Origin of the sequence: Leucobacter chromiireducens (genome assembly GCF_003917135.1) — a bacterium.
Classification (GTDB): domain Bacteria; phylum Actinomycetota; class Actinomycetes; order Actinomycetales; family Microbacteriaceae; genus Leucobacter; species Leucobacter chromiireducens_A.
On the sequence record NZ_RPDI01000026.1, the window covers coordinates 21261 to 38427 of the forward strand.

Below are 17167 nucleotides of genomic sequence, written 5' to 3' on the forward strand. Positions count from 1 at the left end.
CGGTGCGTCGGGAAGTCTGGTCGACAGTGTCCATTGACCGCGCCCGAACAAAGGCCAACGATGACCCCAAGCACCAAGTCTTCCATCCCCGGCGCCGAGCGCCCGCGTCGCAGGCGCATCCTCTCCCTCGTCAGTAAGCGCGAGGCCGCGCGCGTCAGCCGACTCCTCCGCGCCGAGGTGGTCGGCGGCGTCATCGTGATGATCGCGGCGCTCCTCGGCTTCCTCGCCGCGAACAGCCCGTTCGCCGACGCGTACTTCGGCCTGCGCGAGGCGAAGATCGGCCCCGAGTCGCTCGGCCTCAACATCTCCGTCGGCCACTGGGCCTCGGACGGACTCCTCGCAATCTTCTTCTTCATGGTGGGCCTCGAGCTGAAGCGCGAGTTCGTATCCGGTGCGCTGAGCAAGTTCTCGACGGCGATCGTCCCGGTCGCCGCGGCCTTCGGCGGCGTCGCGGTGCCGGCGCTGCTCTACGTCGCGTTCACCGCTGGCACCCCGGCCGCGCACGGCTGGGCGATCCCCACGGCGACGGACATCGCGTTCGCGGTCGCGGTGCTCGGGCTCGTCGCGCCGCGCATCCCGCCGGCGCTGCGCATGTTCCTCCTCACGCTCGCCGTGGTCGACGACCTGATCGCGATCACGATCATCGCCGTGTTCTACACCGAGAGCATCCAGCTGCTCCCCCTCGCCCTGTCGGTGATCCCGCTCGGCCTGTACTGGTTCATCTCGCGGAAGTACGCCGCGCAGCTCGCCCGCTCCCCCTGGGGCCCCTGGCTCATCCTGCTGCCCATCGGCATCACGGCGTGGGCCCTCTTCCACGCCTCGGGCATCCACGCGACCATTGCCGGCGTCGTGCTCGCCTTCCTCGTCCCCGTCTCCGGGCGCGACGGCACGCAGCTCGCCGAGACGTTCGAGCACCGATTCCGCCCCCTCTCGACCGGGATCGCGGTGCCCGTGTTCGCGTTCTTCGCCGCGGGCGTCGCGGTCGGCGGCGCGTCACGCTTCCCGCTCGACCCCATCGCGCTCGGCATCATGGTGGGGCTCGTGGTCGGCAAGCCCGTCGGCATCTCCCTCGTCACGTGGCTCCTCACGCGCTTCACCCAGGCAGAGCTGGATCCCGCCGTGCGCTGGCGCGAGCTGATCGGCGTCGCCGCGCTGGCCGGCGTCGGCTTCACGGTCTCGCTCCTCGTCACCGAGCTGAGCTTCTCGGATCCCGGCGACGCCGATACGGCGAGGCTCGCGGTGATGGTGGGCTCGGTGATCGCGGTTGCGGTGGCCGCCGCGCTGCTCGTGCGGCGGGCGCGACCGCGGGCGGTGTCCGAGCGGGCAGCCGAGTAAACACCTGGCGTCTGCCCGGTGACACGACCGCGACGCGCGCGGGATTCCCACGCGAATTTGAACGCGGCGTCGCGGTCGTGGTAGAGTTTCACCCGTTGCAAATGAGCCAAACAGTTCAGATTGCGGCGAAAATGCGCCTTTAGCTCAGTTGGTAGAGCAGCTGACTCTTAATCAGCGGGTCCACGGTTCGAGCCCGTGAGGGCGCACGGCAAGCCCCGAGATCATCACGATCTCGGGGCTTTTTCGTGCCTGCGTGCGGTGCGCGGCGCTCGCTCACCCCGCGCACGACCCCCATTCGGGCCACATTGTGCGCGGAAGCTTGGTTCGCGCGCGAGCGGCTTCGTATCGTGGCAGCGAGCCCCCACCGGATCCCCTCATCACCCGATGACTGGTGGGGGCTCATACGTTGACCGCCGTCGTCGCCTGAGCGCCCCGAGGCGCCGCCCGGGACTCTGCTATCGTGGCGATGGATCAGGGATCCGGTTGCAGAACCGGGACGCCGCATACGTAGCGCCCCGCTGCCGGCCGCAGTCGTCCCCGCTTCCGCACGGTTCGCACGCAGCTACTGAAAGCGTCAGATGACAGCCACACTTCCCCAGCGCTCCGCAGACCTCGCGTTCGCGCTCGAGCTCGCCGACCTCGCGGACGCGATCTCCCTCCCCCGGTTTCGCGCCGCCGACCTCACGATCGAGACGAAGCCCGACCGCACGTTCGTGACCGACGCCGATCAGGCCGTCGAGCGCGCACTGCGCGAGCGGATCGAGCAGGCCCTGCCAGAGGACAGCTTCCTCGGCGAGGAATCGGGATCGGCGGAGCGCGGATCGCGGCGCTGGATCATCGACCCGATCGACGGCACCTCCAACTTCCTGCGCGGTGTGCCCAACTGGGCGACGCTCATCGCGCTGGAGGTCGACGGCGAGCCGACGGTTGGCGTGGTCTCCGCGCCGGCGTTTGGCGCGCGGTGGTGGGCCGAGACCGGCACCGGCGCCTGGGGGCAGCAGGCCGGCGAGGCGGCGCGGCAGCTGCGCGTGTCCGGCGTGCGCGACCTTGAGCACGCGTCGCTCAGCTTCCAGAGCATCGAGCAGTGGGACCTCGCCGGCTACCTGCGGCCGCTCATCGAGCTGAGCCGAGCCGTGTGGCGCGATCGCGCGTACGGCGACATGTGGTCGTACATGCTGCTCGCCGAGGGCCTCGTCGACATCGTCGCCGAGTTCGACGTGAAGCCGTACGATCTCGCGGCGCTCGTGCCGATCGTGCGCGAGGCCGGCGGGCGCTTCACCGACATCGACGGCGCCGAGAGTGCGTGGAATGGGAGCTCGCTCGCGACGAACGGCGCCCTGCACGACGCCGTGGTCGAGTTCGTTTCGGCCGCGCGCGGCAAGGCGGCTGAGCCCATCGGCACCGCGGAGTCCGCGCGATGAGCGCGGGTGCAGCTCCCCTGGCCACCCGCTCGGCGGCGCGCACCGCGCTGCGCGCGCTCCCCGCACTGCTCCTCGATGTCGCGCTCGTGCTGCTCTTCGCGGGACTCGGCCGCGGCAGCCACGCGCGCGAGGCCACGCTGCTCGGACTCTTCGAGACGGCCTGGCCGTTCCTCGCCGCGCTCGCGCTGAGCTGGATCCTGTGCGGCGCCGCGCGCCGCCCGACCGCGCTGCTGGGCACCGGCCTGCCAGTGTGGCTCGGCACCGTCGCGCTCGGAATGCTGCTGCGCTGGCTCACGGGCGGCGGCGTCGCGCTCGCCTTCGTGATCGTCACGCTGCTCACCCTTGGCGCGCTGCTCCTGGGCTGGCGCCTCATCGCGGTGCTGATCATGCGCGTGCGCCGCAGGGCAGCTTAGGCCTCACTCCCCCGCGGCGCACGCCGTCTCTGCGCTCCCCTGCGTTACTCGGCGGCGAGCATCTCGAGCGCCGCGACCGCGCGGTTCGAGAACCCCATCTCGTTGTCGTACCAGGCGACGACGCTGACGTTGCGGCCGTGCACGCGCGTGAGCGCGGAGTCGAAGATCGACGGGTGCGGGTTGCCGACGATGTCGGTGGACACGAGCGGTTCCTCGGAGTACTCGAGCACGCCGGCGAGCGGCCCGGTCTCTGCCGCGGCGCGGTACGCGGCGAGCACCTCGTCCTCGGTCACCTCGCGCGCGAGGGTGGCGTGCAGCTCAACGATCGAGCCGACGGGCACGGGCACGCGGATCGCGCTCCCGGTGAGCTTGCCGTCGAGCTGCGGGAGCACGAGGCCGATCGCCTTCGCGGCTCCCGTCGACGTCGGAATGATGTTGAGCGCCGCGGCGCGCGCGCGGCGCAGATCGCTGTGCGGGGCATCGGCGAGGCGCTGATCCTGCGTGTACGCGTGCACCGTGGTCATCGCGCCGTACTCGATGGGCGCCAGCGCATCGAGCACCTGCGCGAGCGGCGCGAGCGCGTTCGTGGTGCACGACGCGTTCGACACGATGACGTGCTGCGCGGGATCGTAGCGTTCGTCGTTGACGCCCACCACGATGGTGAGGTCGGCTCCCGTTGATGGCGCGCTCACGAGCACGCGCTTCGCGCCGGCGTCGAGGTGCTGGCGCGCGGCGTCCGCATCGGTGAAGATCCCGGTCGACTCGAGCACCACGTCGACGCCCAGCTCGCCCCACGGCAGTTCGGCCGGGTTGCGCTCGGCGAGGATCCGGATCCTGCGCTCGCCGACGACGAGTTCCGAGCCCTCGACCGAGACCGGCACCGGCAGCGCGCCGTACACGCTGTCGCGCGCGAGCAGGTGAGCCAGGGTCGCGATGTCGCCGAGATCGTTGATCGCGACGATCTCCAGATCGCTGCCCTGCGCCAGCGCGGCGCGCAGCACGCCTCGCCCGATCCGCCCGAAGCCGTTGGTTGCCACCCGACCGGTCATGTACCCCATCCTTTGTGCCATGCGTGTGCCCCGCACGATGCGGAGCGTGTGCTTTCAGCTTGGCGAACGGGAGCGGCCGAAACCAGTGGCACGCTTGCCACAGTTCGCGCGGATCATGCCAAGTCGCCGCGCGCGAACGTGTGGCGATACTCGCTCGGCGTGGTCTCCAGCACGCGCCGGAAGTACCGGCGCAGGTTCGAGGCCGAGCCGAGCCCCACCGCCACCGCGATCTCGTCGACCCCGAGGTCCGTCTCCTCGAGCAGTTCGCGCGCGCGATCGAGCCGCGCGCGCATGATCCATTGCATGGGCGCGTACCCGGTCTCGTCGCGGAAACGGCGCGAGAACGTGCGGCCGGAGACCCTGGCGTGCGCGGCGAGGTGGGCGATCGTGAGCGGGTCCGCGAGCCGCTCGAGCGCCCACTCGCGCGTGCGCGTGAACCGCTCGCCATGCGATTCCGGCACGCTGTGTGGCACGAATTGCACCTGCCCGCCGCTGCGGTACGGTGCGGCGACGAGGCGACGCGCCGCGTGGTTCGCGACCGCCATGCCGGCGTCGCGCCGGAGCAGATGCAGGCAGAGATCGATGCCGGACGCGGCTCCTGCCGAGGTGAGCACCGATCCCTCGTCAACGAACAGCACCCGCTCGTCCACGCGCACCTCGGGGTAGCGCTCCGCGAGCGCCTGCGAGTAGTGCCAGTGCGTCGTTGCGCGCTTGCCGTCGAGCAGCCCGGTCTCCGCGAGCGCGAACGCGCCGGTGGAAATCGCCGCGAGCGTCGCCCCGCGCGCGTGCGCGGCCCGCAGCGCCGCGGTGAGCTCGGCGGGTGGGCGCTCCCGATCGGGGAAGCGATACCCGGGCACGAACACGATGTCCGCGCTGGCGAGCGCCTCGAGCCCGTGGTCGACGGAGTAGGACAGCCCATCGCCGCCAGCGATGAGGCCGGGGTGCACGCCGCACACGTCGACGGTGTAGGGCATGCTCGCGCGCCGGGTGAACATCTGCGCGGGGATCCCGACGTCGAGGGGCTTGGCCCCCTCCAGCACGACGACTGCCACACGCTTCATACCTCAAGGGTACGGTGCGGCGGGCCACACGAACGCATCGTGAGCGTGGGCCACTGAGTGCGCGGCGACGAAGATCCCGCCCCGGCCGGCCAGGTGTCCGGGATCGGAGACGATGCGGACGTCTTCACGACCAGCGGCTTCGCGCGCGCTCCGTGCCGCGCCTGCGGGGGACGCGCGTTTCGCGAGTCCGGGATCCCGGACAGGGGCGGCCGGGAGCGCGTTGTTCGCGTCCCGCCGAGCCGGTGAGATGGAGGCAGAGCGCTGCACCGCCGCGGCGCCGCTCCCGAAAGGATCACGCATGTCTCTCCCTGGCGCCCGCCCCGTCCGAGCCCCGCGCGGCACCGACCGCACGGCGAAAAGCTGGCAGACCGAGGCCCCACTGCGCATGCTCATGAACAACCTCGATCCCGAGGTCGCCGAGCGCCCGGACGACCTCGTCGTCTACGGTGGCACCGGGCGCGCAGCACGCAGCTGGGAGGCGTACGACGCGATCGTCGACACGCTCCGCGACCTCGAGGACGACGAGACGCTGCTCGTGCAGTCGGGCAAGCCGGTCGGCGTCTTCCGCACGAACGTGTGGGCGCCGCGCGTGCTGCTCGCCAACTCGAACCTCGTCGGCGACTGGGCGAACTGGCCGGAGTTTCGCCGACTCGAGGCCGAGGGGCTCATGATGTACGGCCAGATGACCGCCGGCTCGTGGATCTACATCGGCACGCAGGGAATCCTGCAGGGCACCTTTGAGACGTTCGCGGCGATCGGGCGCAAGCGCTTCGGCGGCAGCCTCGCTGGCACGCTCACACTCACCGGCGGCTGCGGCGGCATGGGCGGCGCGCAGCCGCTGTCCGTCACCCTCAACGACGGGGCCTGCCTCATCGTCGACGTCGACGAGACACGCCTGCAGCGCCGCGCAGGCAAGCGCTACCTCGACGAGGTGGTCACCGACCTCGACGAGGCGCTCGCCAAGGTGCAGCGCGCGAAGGAGGAGCGGCGCGGCTGGTCGGTCGGCCTCGTTGGCAACGCCGCCGAGGTGTTCCCCGAGATCCTGCGCCGCCACCGCGCCGGCGAGATCACCGTCGACATCGTGACCGATCAGACGAGCGCGCACGATCCGCTCTCCTACCTCCCGATCGGGTACTCCGTCACCGACCGCCTGGCACGCGCCGAGGCCGACCCCGAGGGCTTCACCCGTGACGCGCAGGCCGCGATGGCCGCGCAAGTGCAGGCGATGGTCGAGTTCCAGGACGCGGGCGCCGAGGTGTTCGACTACGGCAACTCGATCCGCGACGAGGCACGCAAGGGCGGCTACGACCGCGCGTTCGAGTTCCCCGGCTTCGTGCCCGCGTATATCCGACCGCTCTTCTGCGAGGGCCTCGGCCCGTTCCGCTGGGTCGCCCTCTCCGGCGACCCCGAGGACATCCGCGTCACCGACGAGGCCCTGCTCGAGCTCTTCCCCGACAACGCGCACCTGCACCGCTGGATCCGAGCCGCGCAGGATCGCGTCGAGTTCGAGGGGCTGCCTGCACGCATCTGCTGGCTCGGCTACGGCGAGCGCGCGAAGGCCGCCGTGCGCTTCAACGAGCTCGTCGCCGAGGGCAAGCTCTCCGCGCCGATCGCGATCGGCCGCGACCACCTCGATTCCGGCTCCGTCGCCTCCCCCTACCGCGAGACCGAGGCGATGGCCGACGGCTCCGACGCGATCGCAGACTGGCCGCTGCTGAACGCGCTCACCGCGACGTCGTCGGGCGCGACCTGGGTGTCGCTGCACCACGGCGGCGGTGTGGGGATCGGCCGCTCGATCCACGCCGGCCAGGTCTCCGTCGCCGACGGCACCGCGCTCGCCGCGGAGAAGCTGCAGCGCCTGCTCACGAACGATCCGGGCATGGGCGTGATCCGGCACGTCGACGCCGGCTACCAGCGGGCCGTCGACGTTGCCGGGGAGCGCGGGGTGCGCGTCCCGATGACTCCCGTGATCCGCAACACCGATGAGGCGTGGTAGAACGAGTCACATGAGCCAGTCACTCCTGATCGACCGCATTGGTGAGCTCACCACCAACGATGAGACCGGTGACGTCGGGGCGGGCCGTGCATCGGCCCGCCCCGACGGGCGTCTCAGCGACGCCGCGGTGGTGGTCACCGACGGCGTCATCTCCTGGGTCGGGCCGTCGGCCGACGCGCCAGCGGCAGACACACGCTTCGATGCCGCGGGGCGCGCGCTCCTGCCCGGCTGGGTGGACTCGCACACCCACCTCGTGTTCGCCGGCGACCGCACCGCGGAGTTCGAGGCGCGCATGGCCGGCGAGGCGTATGCCGCTGGCGGCATCAACGTCACGGTCGCCGCGACACGCGCGGCATCCGACGCCGAGCTCGAGGCGAATCTTGCGCGGCTCGTCGCCGAAGCGCGCGGCGGCGGCACGACGACCATCGAGACGAAAACCGGCTACGGTCTCACCGTCGCCGACGAGGTCCGCGCCGCCCGAATCGCCGGCGCGCACGTCGACGCCGTGACCTTCCTCGGAGCGCACGTGGTGCCGGCAGGCGCGGATCCCGACGAGTATCTCGCGCTCGTGACGGGGCCGATGCTCGACGCGGTCGCCCCGCACGTCAGCGCGGTCGACGTGTTCTGTGAGGATGGCGCATTCGACCGCGCGGCCTCCGCGCGCGTGCTCGCCGCGGCGCGCGAGCGGGGCCTCGCCACCCGAGTGCACGGCAACCAGCTGGGCCACGGCCCCGGCGTGCAGCTCGCCGTCGAGTACGGCGCGCTCAGCGTCGACCACGTTGGGTTCCTCGACGACGCCGACGTTGCCGCGCTCGCGGACTCCTGGCCCGGGGGTGGTGGGGCTGGTGGCGCTGGGGCTGGGGGCGCTGGCGCGCGCGGCACGGTCGCCACGGTGCTCCCCGCATGCGACCTGTCCACGAGGATGCCGCTCGCGCCGGCCAAGCGGCTGCTCGACGCTGGCGCGCAGATCGCGATCGCCTCGAACGGCAACCCCGGCACCTCGTACACGAGCTCGATGGCGTTCTGCGTCGCCACCGCGGTGCTGCAGATGGGCCTCACGATTTCGGAGGCGGTGCGCGCCGCGACGCTCGGCGGGGCCATCGCACTCGGCATTGACGAGGATGGCTGGCTGGACCCGCGCGGGGTGGCGCAGCCGCGCGTCGGCGTGATCGCCCCTGGCGCGCGTGCGGACCTCCACCTGCTGGCCGCCCCCTCAACCACCCACTTGGCTTATCGCCCTGGCATGCCGCTGACCGCCGCGGTCTGGCGGGCGGGCACCCAGGTGCTCTAGCCCCCCCTTCTCTCTCCCCCCCCTCCCCAACCAAACCCAATCGAAACGTGGCAGACCGACGCTTCAGCCGCGTGAAGCGTCGGTTTGCCACTTCTCACTTCGGGGAGAGGGGGGTGGGGGCCCAGGGCTATGTTCTTCGGCCGTGCAAGCGCGTCGAGAGAGTGTCCGCGGTCGCGCGAAGCTCATCCGCAAGCCTGCCGAAGGCGTCCTCGGCGACATCAGCATCGGGGAACGTGAGCGCAATCGCCGCGACCGGCCAGTCGCGGTGGTCGAGCACGGGCACCGCGATCGACGACATCCCCGCGGTCACCGCCCCGCGCTCCACCGCGTAGCCGCGAGTCACCGTCGCATCGAGCACCGAGCGCAGCCGCGAGTAGCGGTCGATCACCGGCTCCGCGGCGTCATCGTGCCGCTTCACGAACGCCCCCTGGTTCGGGTACAGCGCCCGGGCCTGCGCCTTCGGCAGGGCGGCGAGGATGGCTCGCCCGCTCGCGGTGAGGTGCATGGGGAGCCGCACATCGACGTCCGACACGAGGACCGCCCCGCCCCGCACGCGCTCCTCAATGACGTAGAGCACGTCCCTGCCGTGCGGCACGGCGAGGTGGCCGCTCGTCTGCACCCGGTCGACGAGGCTCGACATGAGCGGCCGGCCCATGCGCGCAAGCGGCTCCTGCCGCGCATACGCTGAGCCCAGCTCGAGCGCCGCGATCCCGAGCCCGTAGCGTTGCTCCTCGGGCAGGTGCATCACGAAGCCGTGCTCCTGCAGCGTGGCGAGCAGCTGGTACACCGTCGACCGCGGCAGCCCAAGCTGGGTCGCGATCATCGATGCCGGGAGGGGGCCGCGCGCGGTGGTGAGGTGGCGGAGAATGCGCAGCGTGTGGTCTGCTGCTGGCACCTTCACATCGCTCATACTCGGAACTCTATCTCGCGAGCGCTCGCGTGCGCGGCCCCGTCACCCTCAGGCGAGTGGCTCGGTGAGCACGCCGCCAACGGTGTCAAGCACCGCGCCCGTCTGCACGAGCTCGGTGGCTGCGGTGAGGTCCGGCGAGAGGAACGCGTCGACGTCCGGTGCGGCGATGCGCGTGCGGAAGAGCGCGTGAAGCGCCGCGGTGGCGGCGCCGGGCTGGCCGGCAGCTGCGGCGATCCGGAAGTCGAGCGCGCGGGTCGATGCGAGCAGCTCGATGCCGAGCACGCGGCCGAGCCCGTCGATCGCGCGGCGGAGCTTGCGCCCGGCGTGCCAGCCCATCGACACGTGGTCCTCCTGCATCGCCGAGGACGGGATCGAGTCGACGCTCGCTGGCGCCGCGAGCCGCTTCAGCTCGGAGACGATCCCCGCTGCCGTGTACTGGGCGATCATGAGGCCAGAGTCGAGCCCGGCGTCGGCGGCGAGGAAGGGCGGGAGCCCGTGGTTGCGCGACACGTCAAGGAAGCGGTCGGTGCGGCGCTCCGACATGCTCGCGACGTCGGCGACCGCGATCGCGAGGAAGTCGAGCACGTAGGCGACGGGGGCGCCATGGAAGTTGCCGTTCGACTCGACGCGGCCGTCGGGCAGCACCACCGGGTTGTCGACGGCCGATCGCAGCTCAGCGCCGGCGACGCGGGCGGCGTGATCCGCGGTGTCGCGCGCAGCGCCGTGCACCTGCGGGGCGCAGCGCAGGGAGTAGGCGTCCTGCACGCGCGTGAACTCCCCCTCGGTGGGGCGCTGCACGAGGCCGGAGCCCGCGAGCACCGCGCGCATGTTGGCGGCGGCTGCGGCCTGGCCTGGGTGCGGCCGGAGCGCCTGCAGCTCGGCCGCGAACACGGCGTCGGTGCCGGTGAGCGCCTCGACGCTCGCCGCGGCGGCAATGTCGGCGACCTGGAGGAGCGCGCTGAGGTCGTGCAGCGCGAGGCACAGCATGCCGAGCATCCCGTCGGTCCCGTTGATGAGCGCGAGGCCCTCCTTCTCGGCGAGCACGAGCGGCGCGATCCCCGCTGCGGCGAGCGCGTCAGCCGCCGGCACCGGGGCGGCGTGCGGGTCCGTCGACACGCGCACGTTCCCCTCACCCATGAGCGTGAGCGCGCAGTGTGCGAGCGGGCTGAGGTCGCCGGAGCAGCCGAGGGAGCCGTACTCGTGCACGACCGGGGCGATGTCCGCGTTCAGGATCGCCGCGTAGGTCTCGACCACGATGGGGCGCACGCCGGTGCGCCCGCTTGCGAGCGTGTTGAGGCGGAGCAGCATGAGCGCGCGCACGACCTCGCGCTCGACCTCGGCACCGGTTCCCGCGGCGTGCGAGCGGATGAGGCTGCGCTGCAGCTGCTGGCGTTTCTCGGCCGGGATCTGCACCTTCGCGAGCGCCCCGAAGCCGGTGGAGACCCCGTAGTGCGGGCGGGTGTCGGAGGCCAGCTCGTCGATCATGGCCCGGCTCGCCGCAACCGCGGCGAGCGCCTCTGGTGCGATCGTCACGTGCGCGCCGGCGCGGGCGACCGCGACGACGTCGGCGATGGTGAGCGGCGCGGCGCCCAGGGTAACCGTTGCGGTGCCCGATTCTGCGGCACGGGTGGAGGTGCGTGTGTTCATGTTTCGATCTCAGCGCATCGCTCAGTCCGGACGAAGCGGATTCCGATCTCCGATGTCCGGGATCCCGGACAGGTGAGCCGGGGGCGCGCCCTGCCCCGTCCCAGCCGTTGCTAGCGTCGCTGTCATGAGCACCGTTGCCCTTTCACAGGATCCCGCCTGGCCACGCGCCGGCGGGTGGCCAGCCCTTCACGCCGACGAGCGAGATCCTGTTGATCTCGCCATCATCGGCGTCCCGACCTCGGCGAACTCGCTGTCACCGACTCGGGCACACGAGACCCCGGCGGCGATCCGCGCGGCGCTGCGCAGGTATTCAACGCACCTCGTTGCCCCTGGCTCGCCGAACTCACGCGGGGCCGAGGCCGACCTCGTGCTCGATGCGGCGCTCACCATCGCGGACGCGGGTGACGCGGCGGATCCCGACTCGGAGTCCGGCGAGCGCGAGGCCGCCGCGCAGATCGCCGGCCTCGCGGCGCGGGCGCAGCTCGTGGTCATGCTCGGCGGCGACAACTCGCTCACCGTCCCAGGCGCGCTCGGCGTCGCGGGCCCCGGGCTCGGAGACGCCGGACTCATCACCATCGACGCGCACCACGACCTGCGTGATGGCCGCAGCAACGGCTCGCCGGTGCGTCGCCTCGTCGAGGCTGGGCTCTCCCCACAGCGCATCGTGCAGATTGGGATCGCGGACTTTGCGAACTCCCGCGCCTACCGCGAGCGCGCCCGCGAGCTTGGCATCACCGTGATTCATCGCGACGAGCTCCACGACCGACCACTGAGGGACGTGGTGGCCGAGGCGCTCGAGATCGCGGGGGCCGGCGGGGGGCCGGTGCACGTTGATGTCGACGTCGACGTCTGCGACCGCAGCGTCGCCCCGGCCTGCCCGGCGTCGATCCCGGGCGGGCTGCAGGCGCACGAGCTGCGCCGGCTGACCCGCATGCTCGCCGCCGACGCGCGCGTGCGCGGCCTCGATATCGCCGAGGTCGACGCGACCGCCGACACAGCGGACGGCCGCACCGTGCGACTCGCGGCGCTCCTCGTCCTCGAGGCGGCGGCCGGCCTCGCCCAGCGTCTGAAAAACTAGAGGGTGGCCGCGGCGTAGCACGCGCAGCGGCCGGTCCCTTCCGCACCGATCCCGATCTCACCCATCCCCCTGCTTGATCTTCCCCCGAAGGGACACCCCCGCATGGACCCCACCTCCGTTGACCGCGCCACAAAGCCAACGAATCCGCAGGAAACTGATGCACCGACGCCCGCGCCTGGCGGCCTCAAGCGCGGCCTCACCGCACGCCACATCCGCTTCATGGCGCTCGGATCCGCCATTGGCACCGGCCTCTTCTACGGCTCAGCCGGGGCCATCCAGGCGGCCGGGCCCGCCGTGCTGCTCGCGTACATGATCGGCGGCGCCGCGGTGTTCATGGTGATGCGCGCGCTCGGCGAGATGGCCGTGCGCCACCCCGTCTCCGGCTCGTTCGGCCAGTACGCCTCGCGCTACCTCGGCCCGTTCGCTGGCTTCGTCACCGGCTGGACCTACACGTTCGAGATGTTCGTCGTCGCCCTCGCGGACGTGACGGCGTTCGGCGTCTACATGGGCTTCTGGTTCCCCGACGTTGACCGCTGGATCTGGATCCTCGCGCTCGTGCTCTTCATCGGTGCGATCAACCTCATCAGCGTGAAGGTGTTCGGCGAGCTGGAGTTCTGGTTCGCGCTCATCAAGATCACCGCAATCGTGCTCATGATCGTCGGCGGGATCGCGATCATCGTGTTCGGCCTCGGCACGCAGAGCACTGGCGCCGCGGGAATCGGCAACCTCGTCGCGCACGGCGGGCTCTTCCCCACCGGGCTCATGGGCTTCCTCGCCTGCTTCACGATCGTGATGTTCGCGTTCGGGGGCATCGAGGTGATCGGGATCACCGCTGGTGAGGCGCAGAACCCCAAGCAGGTGATCCCCCGCGCCATCAACTCCGTGCCGGTGCGCATCCTGCTGTTCTACGTGCTCACCCTCGCGGTGATCATGTCGATCCAGCCGTGGAACACGATCGACGGCTCCGCGAGCCCGTTCGTGTCGATCTTCGACTCGCTCGGCCTGAGCGGCGCCGCTCACGTCCTCAACGCCGTGGTGATCACCGCGGCCGTCTCCGCGATCAACGCCGACATTTTCGGGGCGGGCCGCATGCTGCACGGCCTCGCCGAGCAGGGGCACGCGCCGCGGGCCTTCACGAAGCTAACGCGCACCGGGGTGCCGTGGCTCACCGTCGTCACCATGGTGGGAGCGCTGCTCGTCGGCGTGCTGCTCAACGTGTGGTTCCAGGACCAGATCTTCTTCCTCATCGCGGCGCTCGCCACGTTCGCCACCGTCGTGGTGTGGCTGATGATCCTGCTCTCACACATCAGCATGAAACGCGAGATCGCGCGCGATGGCAGGCTCCCGAGCGAGTTCCCCGTGCCGTTCTGGCCGCTCGCCTCGGTCGCCACCGTCGCGTTCGTGCTGTTCGTCGTCGTGATGATCGGGGTCACCGAGAGCACGCGCCCGGCGCTGATCGTCGGCGTGATCTGGGTCGTGCTCCTCGCGATCGCCTACCGGGTGTTCGTGCGCGGCTCCGGGCGGCTGCCGCACCAGCTCACGGACGAGACGAGCCCGGTCACCGTGGTCCCGCCGGCCGAGTAGACGCCGCGCCGGGGTGGGTCTGGCGTGCCAGGGTGGGGCGGCCGCGCCGCCCCACCCCCGCACCGGCAGCCGGGCTGGCGCAGCGCCGCTAGGGCGACACCCCGGCCGCCGCACGCGCCGCCGCAGGCAGCGCCGCGACGATCCGCTCGATCGCCGCGTCATCGTGCGCCGCCGTGACGAACCACGCCTCGAACGCGCTCGGCGGCAGGTTCACCCCGCCTGCGAGCATCGCGTGGAAGAAGGCGCGGTGCTGCTCCGTGTTCTGGCGCTGCACGCTCGCGTAGTCGCGCGGCGCCTCCGGGTAGTCGCCAAACACGACGCTGAAGAGCGTTCCCGCGCGCGAGATGCGGTGCGCGACGGACGCGGCGTCGAGCGCGTCACCCACGGCAGCGGCGACGAGGTCGGCCGCGCGCGCGAGCCGCGCGTACGCGGCGTCGTCGGCGAGCCGCAGCGTGGTGAGGCCGGCGGCGACCGCGAGCGGGTTCCCCGACAGCGTGCCGGCCTGGTACACGGGCCCGAGCGGGGCGAGCTGCTCCATGAGCTCCGCGCGGCCGCCGAGCGCGGCAAGCGGCAGGCCGCCGCCCACCACCTTGCCGAAGGTGAACAGGTCGGGGGCGACGCCGGCAGGCATGTCGACCGCCTCGATCCCCCAGTAGCCCGACGGGCCAGCACGGAAGCCGGTGAGTACCTCGTCGAGGATCACGAGCGCGCCGTGCCGGTGCGCGAGCTCGATCATCGCGCGGGTGAAGCCGGGAGCCGGCGGGACGATGCCCATGTTCGCGGCCGAGGCCTCCGCAATGATGCCGGCGATGCGGTCGCCGTGCGCGGCGAACGCGGCCTCGAGGGCCGCGAGATCGTTGTACGGGAGCACGAGCGTCTGCGCGGCAGTCTCCGGCGTCACCCCTGCCGAGCCGGGCAGCGCGAGCGTGGCGAGGCCGGATCCCGCTGCGGCGAGCAGGCCGTCCGAGTGGCCGTGGTAGTGGCCGGCGAACTTCACGATCAGCGGTCGGCCGGTCGCGCCGCGCGCCAGCCGGATCGCCGTCATCGTCGCCTCGGTGCCCGTCGACACGAGGCGCACCCGCTCCACGAGGGGAACGCGGCGCGTGATCTCCTCGGCGAGTTCGGCCTCCTCCGGCACCGAGGCGCCGAAGCCGAGCCCGCGCGCGGCGGCCTCCTGCACGGCCGCGACCACCTCGGGCCGCGCGTGGCCGAGGAGCGCCGGCCCCCAGGACGCGACGAGGTCGACGTACTCGTTGCCGTCGGCGTCCGTCACGTACGGCCCCGAGCCCGAGACGAGGAAGCGCGGTGTGCCGCCGACCGAGCCGAACGCGCGCACTGGCGAGTTCACGCCGCCGGGGATCACGCGCGCTGCGCGCTCCTGCAGCGCGGCGCTCCGCGCGGTCGGCTGATCCTGCGCTGCGGGCTGATCCTGCGCTGCGGGCTGATCCTGCGCTGCGGTCTGATCCTGCGCTGCCCGCTGATCCTGCGCCCCGCTCATCGCAGCCACCCCGCAGCCTCGATCGCGAAGTAGCTCAGGATCGCATCGGCCCCCGCGCGCTTGATGCACGTGATCGACTCGGCGATCGCCGCCTCACGGTCGATCCCCCCGTTCGCGGCTGCGGCCTCGATCATCGCGGCCTCCCCCGACACCTGGTACGCCCACACGGGCACCGGGCTCACGGCGGCGACGTCGGCGAGCACATCGAGCGACGTCATCGCCGGCTTCACCATGACGACGTCCGCGCCCTCTGCGATGTCGAGCTCGGCCTCGCGGAGTCCCTCGCGCCGGTTCGCAGGGTCCTGCTGGTAGCCCTTCCGGTTGCCCGTGAGCTGCGAGTCCACCGCCTCGCGGAACGGGCCGTAGAACGCCGAGGCGTACTTCGCGGAGTACGCGAGCAGCGCGGTCTGCTCGTGGCCGGCGAGATCGAGCGCCTCGCGCACCGCAGCAACCTGACCGTCCATCATGCCGGAGAGGCCGAGCAGGGCGGAGCCCGCCTCGGCCTGCGCGATCGCCATCGCCGTGTAGCGCGCGAGCGTCGCGTCGTTGTCGACCTCACCCGCCGCGTCGAGCACGCCGCAGTGCCCGTGCGAGGTGAACTCGTCGAGGCAGAGATCCGTCTGCACCACGAGCGCGTCGCCCACCTCCTCGGCGACGGCGCGCGTCGCCACGTTGAGGATCCCGGCTGGATCGTCCGCTGCGCTCCCCCGCGCGTCGCGCTCGGCCGGCACGCCGAACAGCATGATGCCGCCGACGCCGGCGCTCGCCGCCGACTGCGCGAGCTCGCGCACCGAGTCGAGCGTGTGCTGCTGCACGCCGGGCATCGCGGAGATGGGCTGCGGCTCGCTGATCCCCTCGCGCACGAAGACGGGGAGGATCAGCTCGGCCGGGTGCACGCGGGTTTCCGCGGCCAGGCGCCGGAGCGCCGGGGTGCGGCGCATGCGGCGCGGTCGGATGGTGGGAACGAGGGTCATGCGTGTGCTCCTGAGGAATCGGGTGCGAAGGGGGGTGAAGATGTGGGAGTCGCCGCAGAGGCGCCGACCGCAGCCGCGAGCGCGTCGAGCATCCCGGGGACCGTGTGCGTCTCCGCGACGAGGTGCGGGCGGATGCCGAGCTCCGCGAGCGCGCGTGCGGTGGGCTGGCCGATCGCGACGATGCGCGCCGCTGGCGGCAGGGGCTGGCAGCGCACCGCGAGCTCTCGCGCAACGGAGCCGCTCGTCACGAGGATCGCGTCGATGCCGGAGTCGAGGGCCGCGCGCTCTGCCTCCGGGTCGCGCGCGGTGGGGACGGTGCGGTACGCGGTGACGCGGTCGGGGCGTGCGCCAGCCGCGGCGAGCGCGCGCTCCAGCTCGGTGCCTGCGCCCTCGGCGAGGGGCAGGAGCACGCGGGGTGCGGGATCCGGGGCGCTGCACGGCGACGGCGCCGCAGCGCGCTCCGCGGCGAGCACGGCGCCGAGGGCCTCGCCGAGGCCGCGGCCCGTGTACTCGTGATCCGGGAGGAGCTCCGCGGCGAGCCCTGCCTCGGCGAGCGCGTGCGACGTCGCCGGACCCACCGCGGCGATTCGTGCGCCTGCGACGGGCCGCACGCGCGCGGCACCGAGTGCCTGGGCACCCGTCGCGCTCGTCACCGCGAGCCAGGCGTACTCGCCGTGGTGCCAGCGCTCCATGGCGCTCGCGAGCGGCGCGGGATCAGCCGGCGGCGCCGCCGCGATGAGCGGCAGCACCACGGGGACACCGCCGCGGCGGCGCACCTCCTGCGCGGTCGCGTCGGCGGTCTCCGCGCTGCGCGGGATCAGCACGCGCAGCCCGGCGAGCGCTGCGCCGAGCTCCTCGGTCATCGCACCGGCCCGAGCGGCGCAAGCTCCGCGGCGCCGCGCGCGAGGAG

At 72.3% G+C, this 17167-nt stretch carries 14 protein-coding genes and 1 tRNA gene; 8 read left to right on the plus strand and 7 right to left on the minus strand.

Annotated features, from left to right (window positions below):
• Positions 1-60 precede the first annotated feature (60 nt).
• From nhaA to EGM46_RS11710, 4 genes are all read left to right on the plus strand, one after another.
• Positions 61-1335 (plus strand): Na+/H+ antiporter NhaA, encoded by a 1275-nt coding sequence (nhaA, locus tag EGM46_RS11695; protein ID WP_125100328.1) that lies wholly within the window; start codon positions 61-63, stop codon positions 1333-1335.
• A 133-nt stretch (positions 1336-1468) separates the two neighbouring features.
• A tRNA-Lys gene (locus tag EGM46_RS11700) sits at positions 1469-1541 on the plus strand.
• Positions 1542-1913: 372 nt separating this feature from the next.
• Entirely contained in the window at positions 1914-2756 is an 843-nt protein-coding gene (locus tag EGM46_RS11705; protein ID WP_125100329.1) for an inositol monophosphatase family protein, read from the plus strand.
• A complete protein-coding gene (locus EGM46_RS11710) occupies positions 2753-3169 on the plus strand; it encodes a DUF3054 domain-containing protein (RefSeq protein WP_125100330.1) in 417 nt (138 codons plus the stop codon). The genes EGM46_RS11705 and EGM46_RS11710 overlap by 4 nt, the downstream gene beginning before the upstream one ends.
• Positions 3170-3213: 44 nt before the next feature.
• Here EGM46_RS11710 and gap read toward each other — a convergent pair whose 3' ends face one another.
• The gene (gene gap, locus EGM46_RS11715; protein ID WP_125100331.1) at positions 3214-4218 is read right to left on the minus strand and encodes a type I glyceraldehyde-3-phosphate dehydrogenase; all 1005 of its coding nucleotides are present in this window, start codon (positions 4216-4218) and stop codon (positions 3214-3216) included.
• A 113-nt stretch (positions 4219-4331) separates the two neighbouring features.
• Positions 4332-5279 carry a GlxA family transcriptional regulator gene (locus EGM46_RS11720; RefSeq protein ID WP_125100332.1) on the minus strand — a complete coding sequence of 316 codons (948 nt, stop codon included), beginning with the start codon at positions 5277-5279 and terminating at the stop codon, positions 4332-4334.
• 298 nt (positions 5280-5577) lie between these two features.
• Here EGM46_RS11720 and hutU point away from each other — a divergent pair, with 298 nt between their 5' ends.
• Positions 5578-7275 (plus strand): urocanate hydratase, encoded by a 1698-nt coding sequence (hutU, locus tag EGM46_RS11725; RefSeq protein ID WP_125100333.1) that lies wholly within the window; start codon positions 5578-5580, stop codon positions 7273-7275.
• Between the two features lie 10 nt (positions 7276-7285).
• Positions 7286-8566, plus strand: coding sequence for an amidohydrolase family protein (locus EGM46_RS11730; RefSeq protein WP_125100334.1), 1281 nt, complete (start codon positions 7286-7288; stop codon positions 8564-8566).
• A 127-nt stretch (positions 8567-8693) separates the two neighbouring features.
• Here EGM46_RS11730 and EGM46_RS11735 read toward each other — a convergent pair whose 3' ends face one another.
• A complete protein-coding gene (locus EGM46_RS11735) occupies positions 8694-9476 on the minus strand; it encodes an IclR family transcriptional regulator (RefSeq protein ID WP_125100335.1) in 783 nt (260 codons plus the stop codon).
• A 48-nt stretch (positions 9477-9524) separates the two neighbouring features.
• Positions 9525-11123, minus strand: coding sequence for a histidine ammonia-lyase (gene hutH, locus EGM46_RS11740; RefSeq protein ID WP_125100336.1), 1599 nt, complete (start codon positions 11121-11123; stop codon positions 9525-9527).
• 124 nt (positions 11124-11247) lie between these two features.
• Between hutH and EGM46_RS11745 the strand changes: the two genes are divergently transcribed.
• On the plus strand, positions 11248-12201 hold the full coding sequence (locus tag EGM46_RS11745; protein WP_125100337.1) for an arginase family protein: 954 nt from the start codon (positions 11248-11250) through the stop codon (positions 12199-12201).
• A 102-nt stretch (positions 12202-12303) separates the two neighbouring features.
• A complete protein-coding gene (locus tag EGM46_RS11750) occupies positions 12304-13785 on the plus strand; it encodes an amino acid permease (RefSeq protein ID WP_125100338.1) in 1482 nt (493 codons plus the stop codon).
• An 88-nt stretch (positions 13786-13873) separates the two neighbouring features.
• Here the strand turns inward: EGM46_RS11750 and hemL are convergent, their stop codons facing one another.
• From hemL to EGM46_RS11765, 3 genes are all read right to left on the minus strand, one after another.
• Positions 13874-15283, minus strand: a complete 1410-nt coding sequence (gene hemL / locus EGM46_RS11755) for a glutamate-1-semialdehyde 2,1-aminomutase (protein ID WP_125100341.1) — start codon at positions 15281-15283, stop codon at positions 13874-13876.
• On the minus strand, positions 15280-16257 hold the full coding sequence (gene hemB / locus EGM46_RS11760; RefSeq protein ID WP_125100339.1) for a porphobilinogen synthase: 978 nt from the start codon (positions 16255-16257) through the stop codon (positions 15280-15282). The genes hemL and hemB overlap by 4 nt, the downstream gene beginning before the upstream one ends.
• On the minus strand, positions 16254-17167 hold a 914-nt coding region (locus EGM46_RS11765), incomplete at its 5' end, for a uroporphyrinogen-III synthase (RefSeq protein WP_206427567.1). The genes EGM46_RS11765 and hemB, both read right to left, overlap by 4 nt.

Bases quoted from the DNA above. Each gene is read 5' to 3' on its own strand.
- EGM46_RS11745 (WP_125100337.1), top strand. From the start codon at position 11,248: ATGAGCACCGTTGCCCTTTCACAGGATCCCGCCTGGCCACGCGCCGGC.
- gap (WP_125100331.1), bottom strand. From the start codon at position 4,218: ATGACCGGTCGGGTGGCAACCAACGGCTTCGGGCGGATCGGGCGAGGC.
- EGM46_RS11750 (WP_125100338.1), top strand. From the start codon at position 12,304: ATGGACCCCACCTCCGTTGACCGCGCCACAAAGCCAACGAATCCGCAG.
- EGM46_RS11710 (WP_125100330.1), top strand. From the start codon at position 2,753: ATGAGCGCGGGTGCAGCTCCCCTGGCCACCCGCTCGGCGGCGCGCACC.
- nhaA (WP_125100328.1), top strand. From the start codon at position 61: ATGACCCCAAGCACCAAGTCTTCCATCCCCGGCGCCGAGCGCCCGCGT.
- hutH (WP_125100336.1), bottom strand. From the start codon at position 11,123: ATGAACACACGCACCTCCACCCGTGCCGCAGAATCGGGCACCGCAACG.
- EGM46_RS11735 (WP_125100335.1), bottom strand. From the start codon at position 9,476: ATGAGCGATGTGAAGGTGCCAGCAGCAGACCACACGCTGCGCATTCTC.
- hemL (WP_125100341.1), bottom strand. From the start codon at position 15,283: ATGAGCGGGGCGCAGGATCAGCGGGCAGCGCAGGATCAGACCGCAGCG.
- hemB (WP_125100339.1), bottom strand. From the start codon at position 16,257: ATGACCCTCGTTCCCACCATCCGACCGCGCCGCATGCGCCGCACCCCG.
- EGM46_RS11730 (WP_125100334.1), top strand. From the start codon at position 7,286: ATGAGCCAGTCACTCCTGATCGACCGCATTGGTGAGCTCACCACCAAC.
- hutU (WP_125100333.1), top strand. From the start codon at position 5,578: ATGTCTCTCCCTGGCGCCCGCCCCGTCCGAGCCCCGCGCGGCACCGAC.
- EGM46_RS11720 (WP_125100332.1), bottom strand. From the start codon at position 5,279: ATGAAGCGTGTGGCAGTCGTCGTGCTGGAGGGGGCCAAGCCCCTCGAC.
- EGM46_RS11705 (WP_125100329.1), top strand. From the start codon at position 1,914: ATGACAGCCACACTTCCCCAGCGCTCCGCAGACCTCGCGTTCGCGCTC.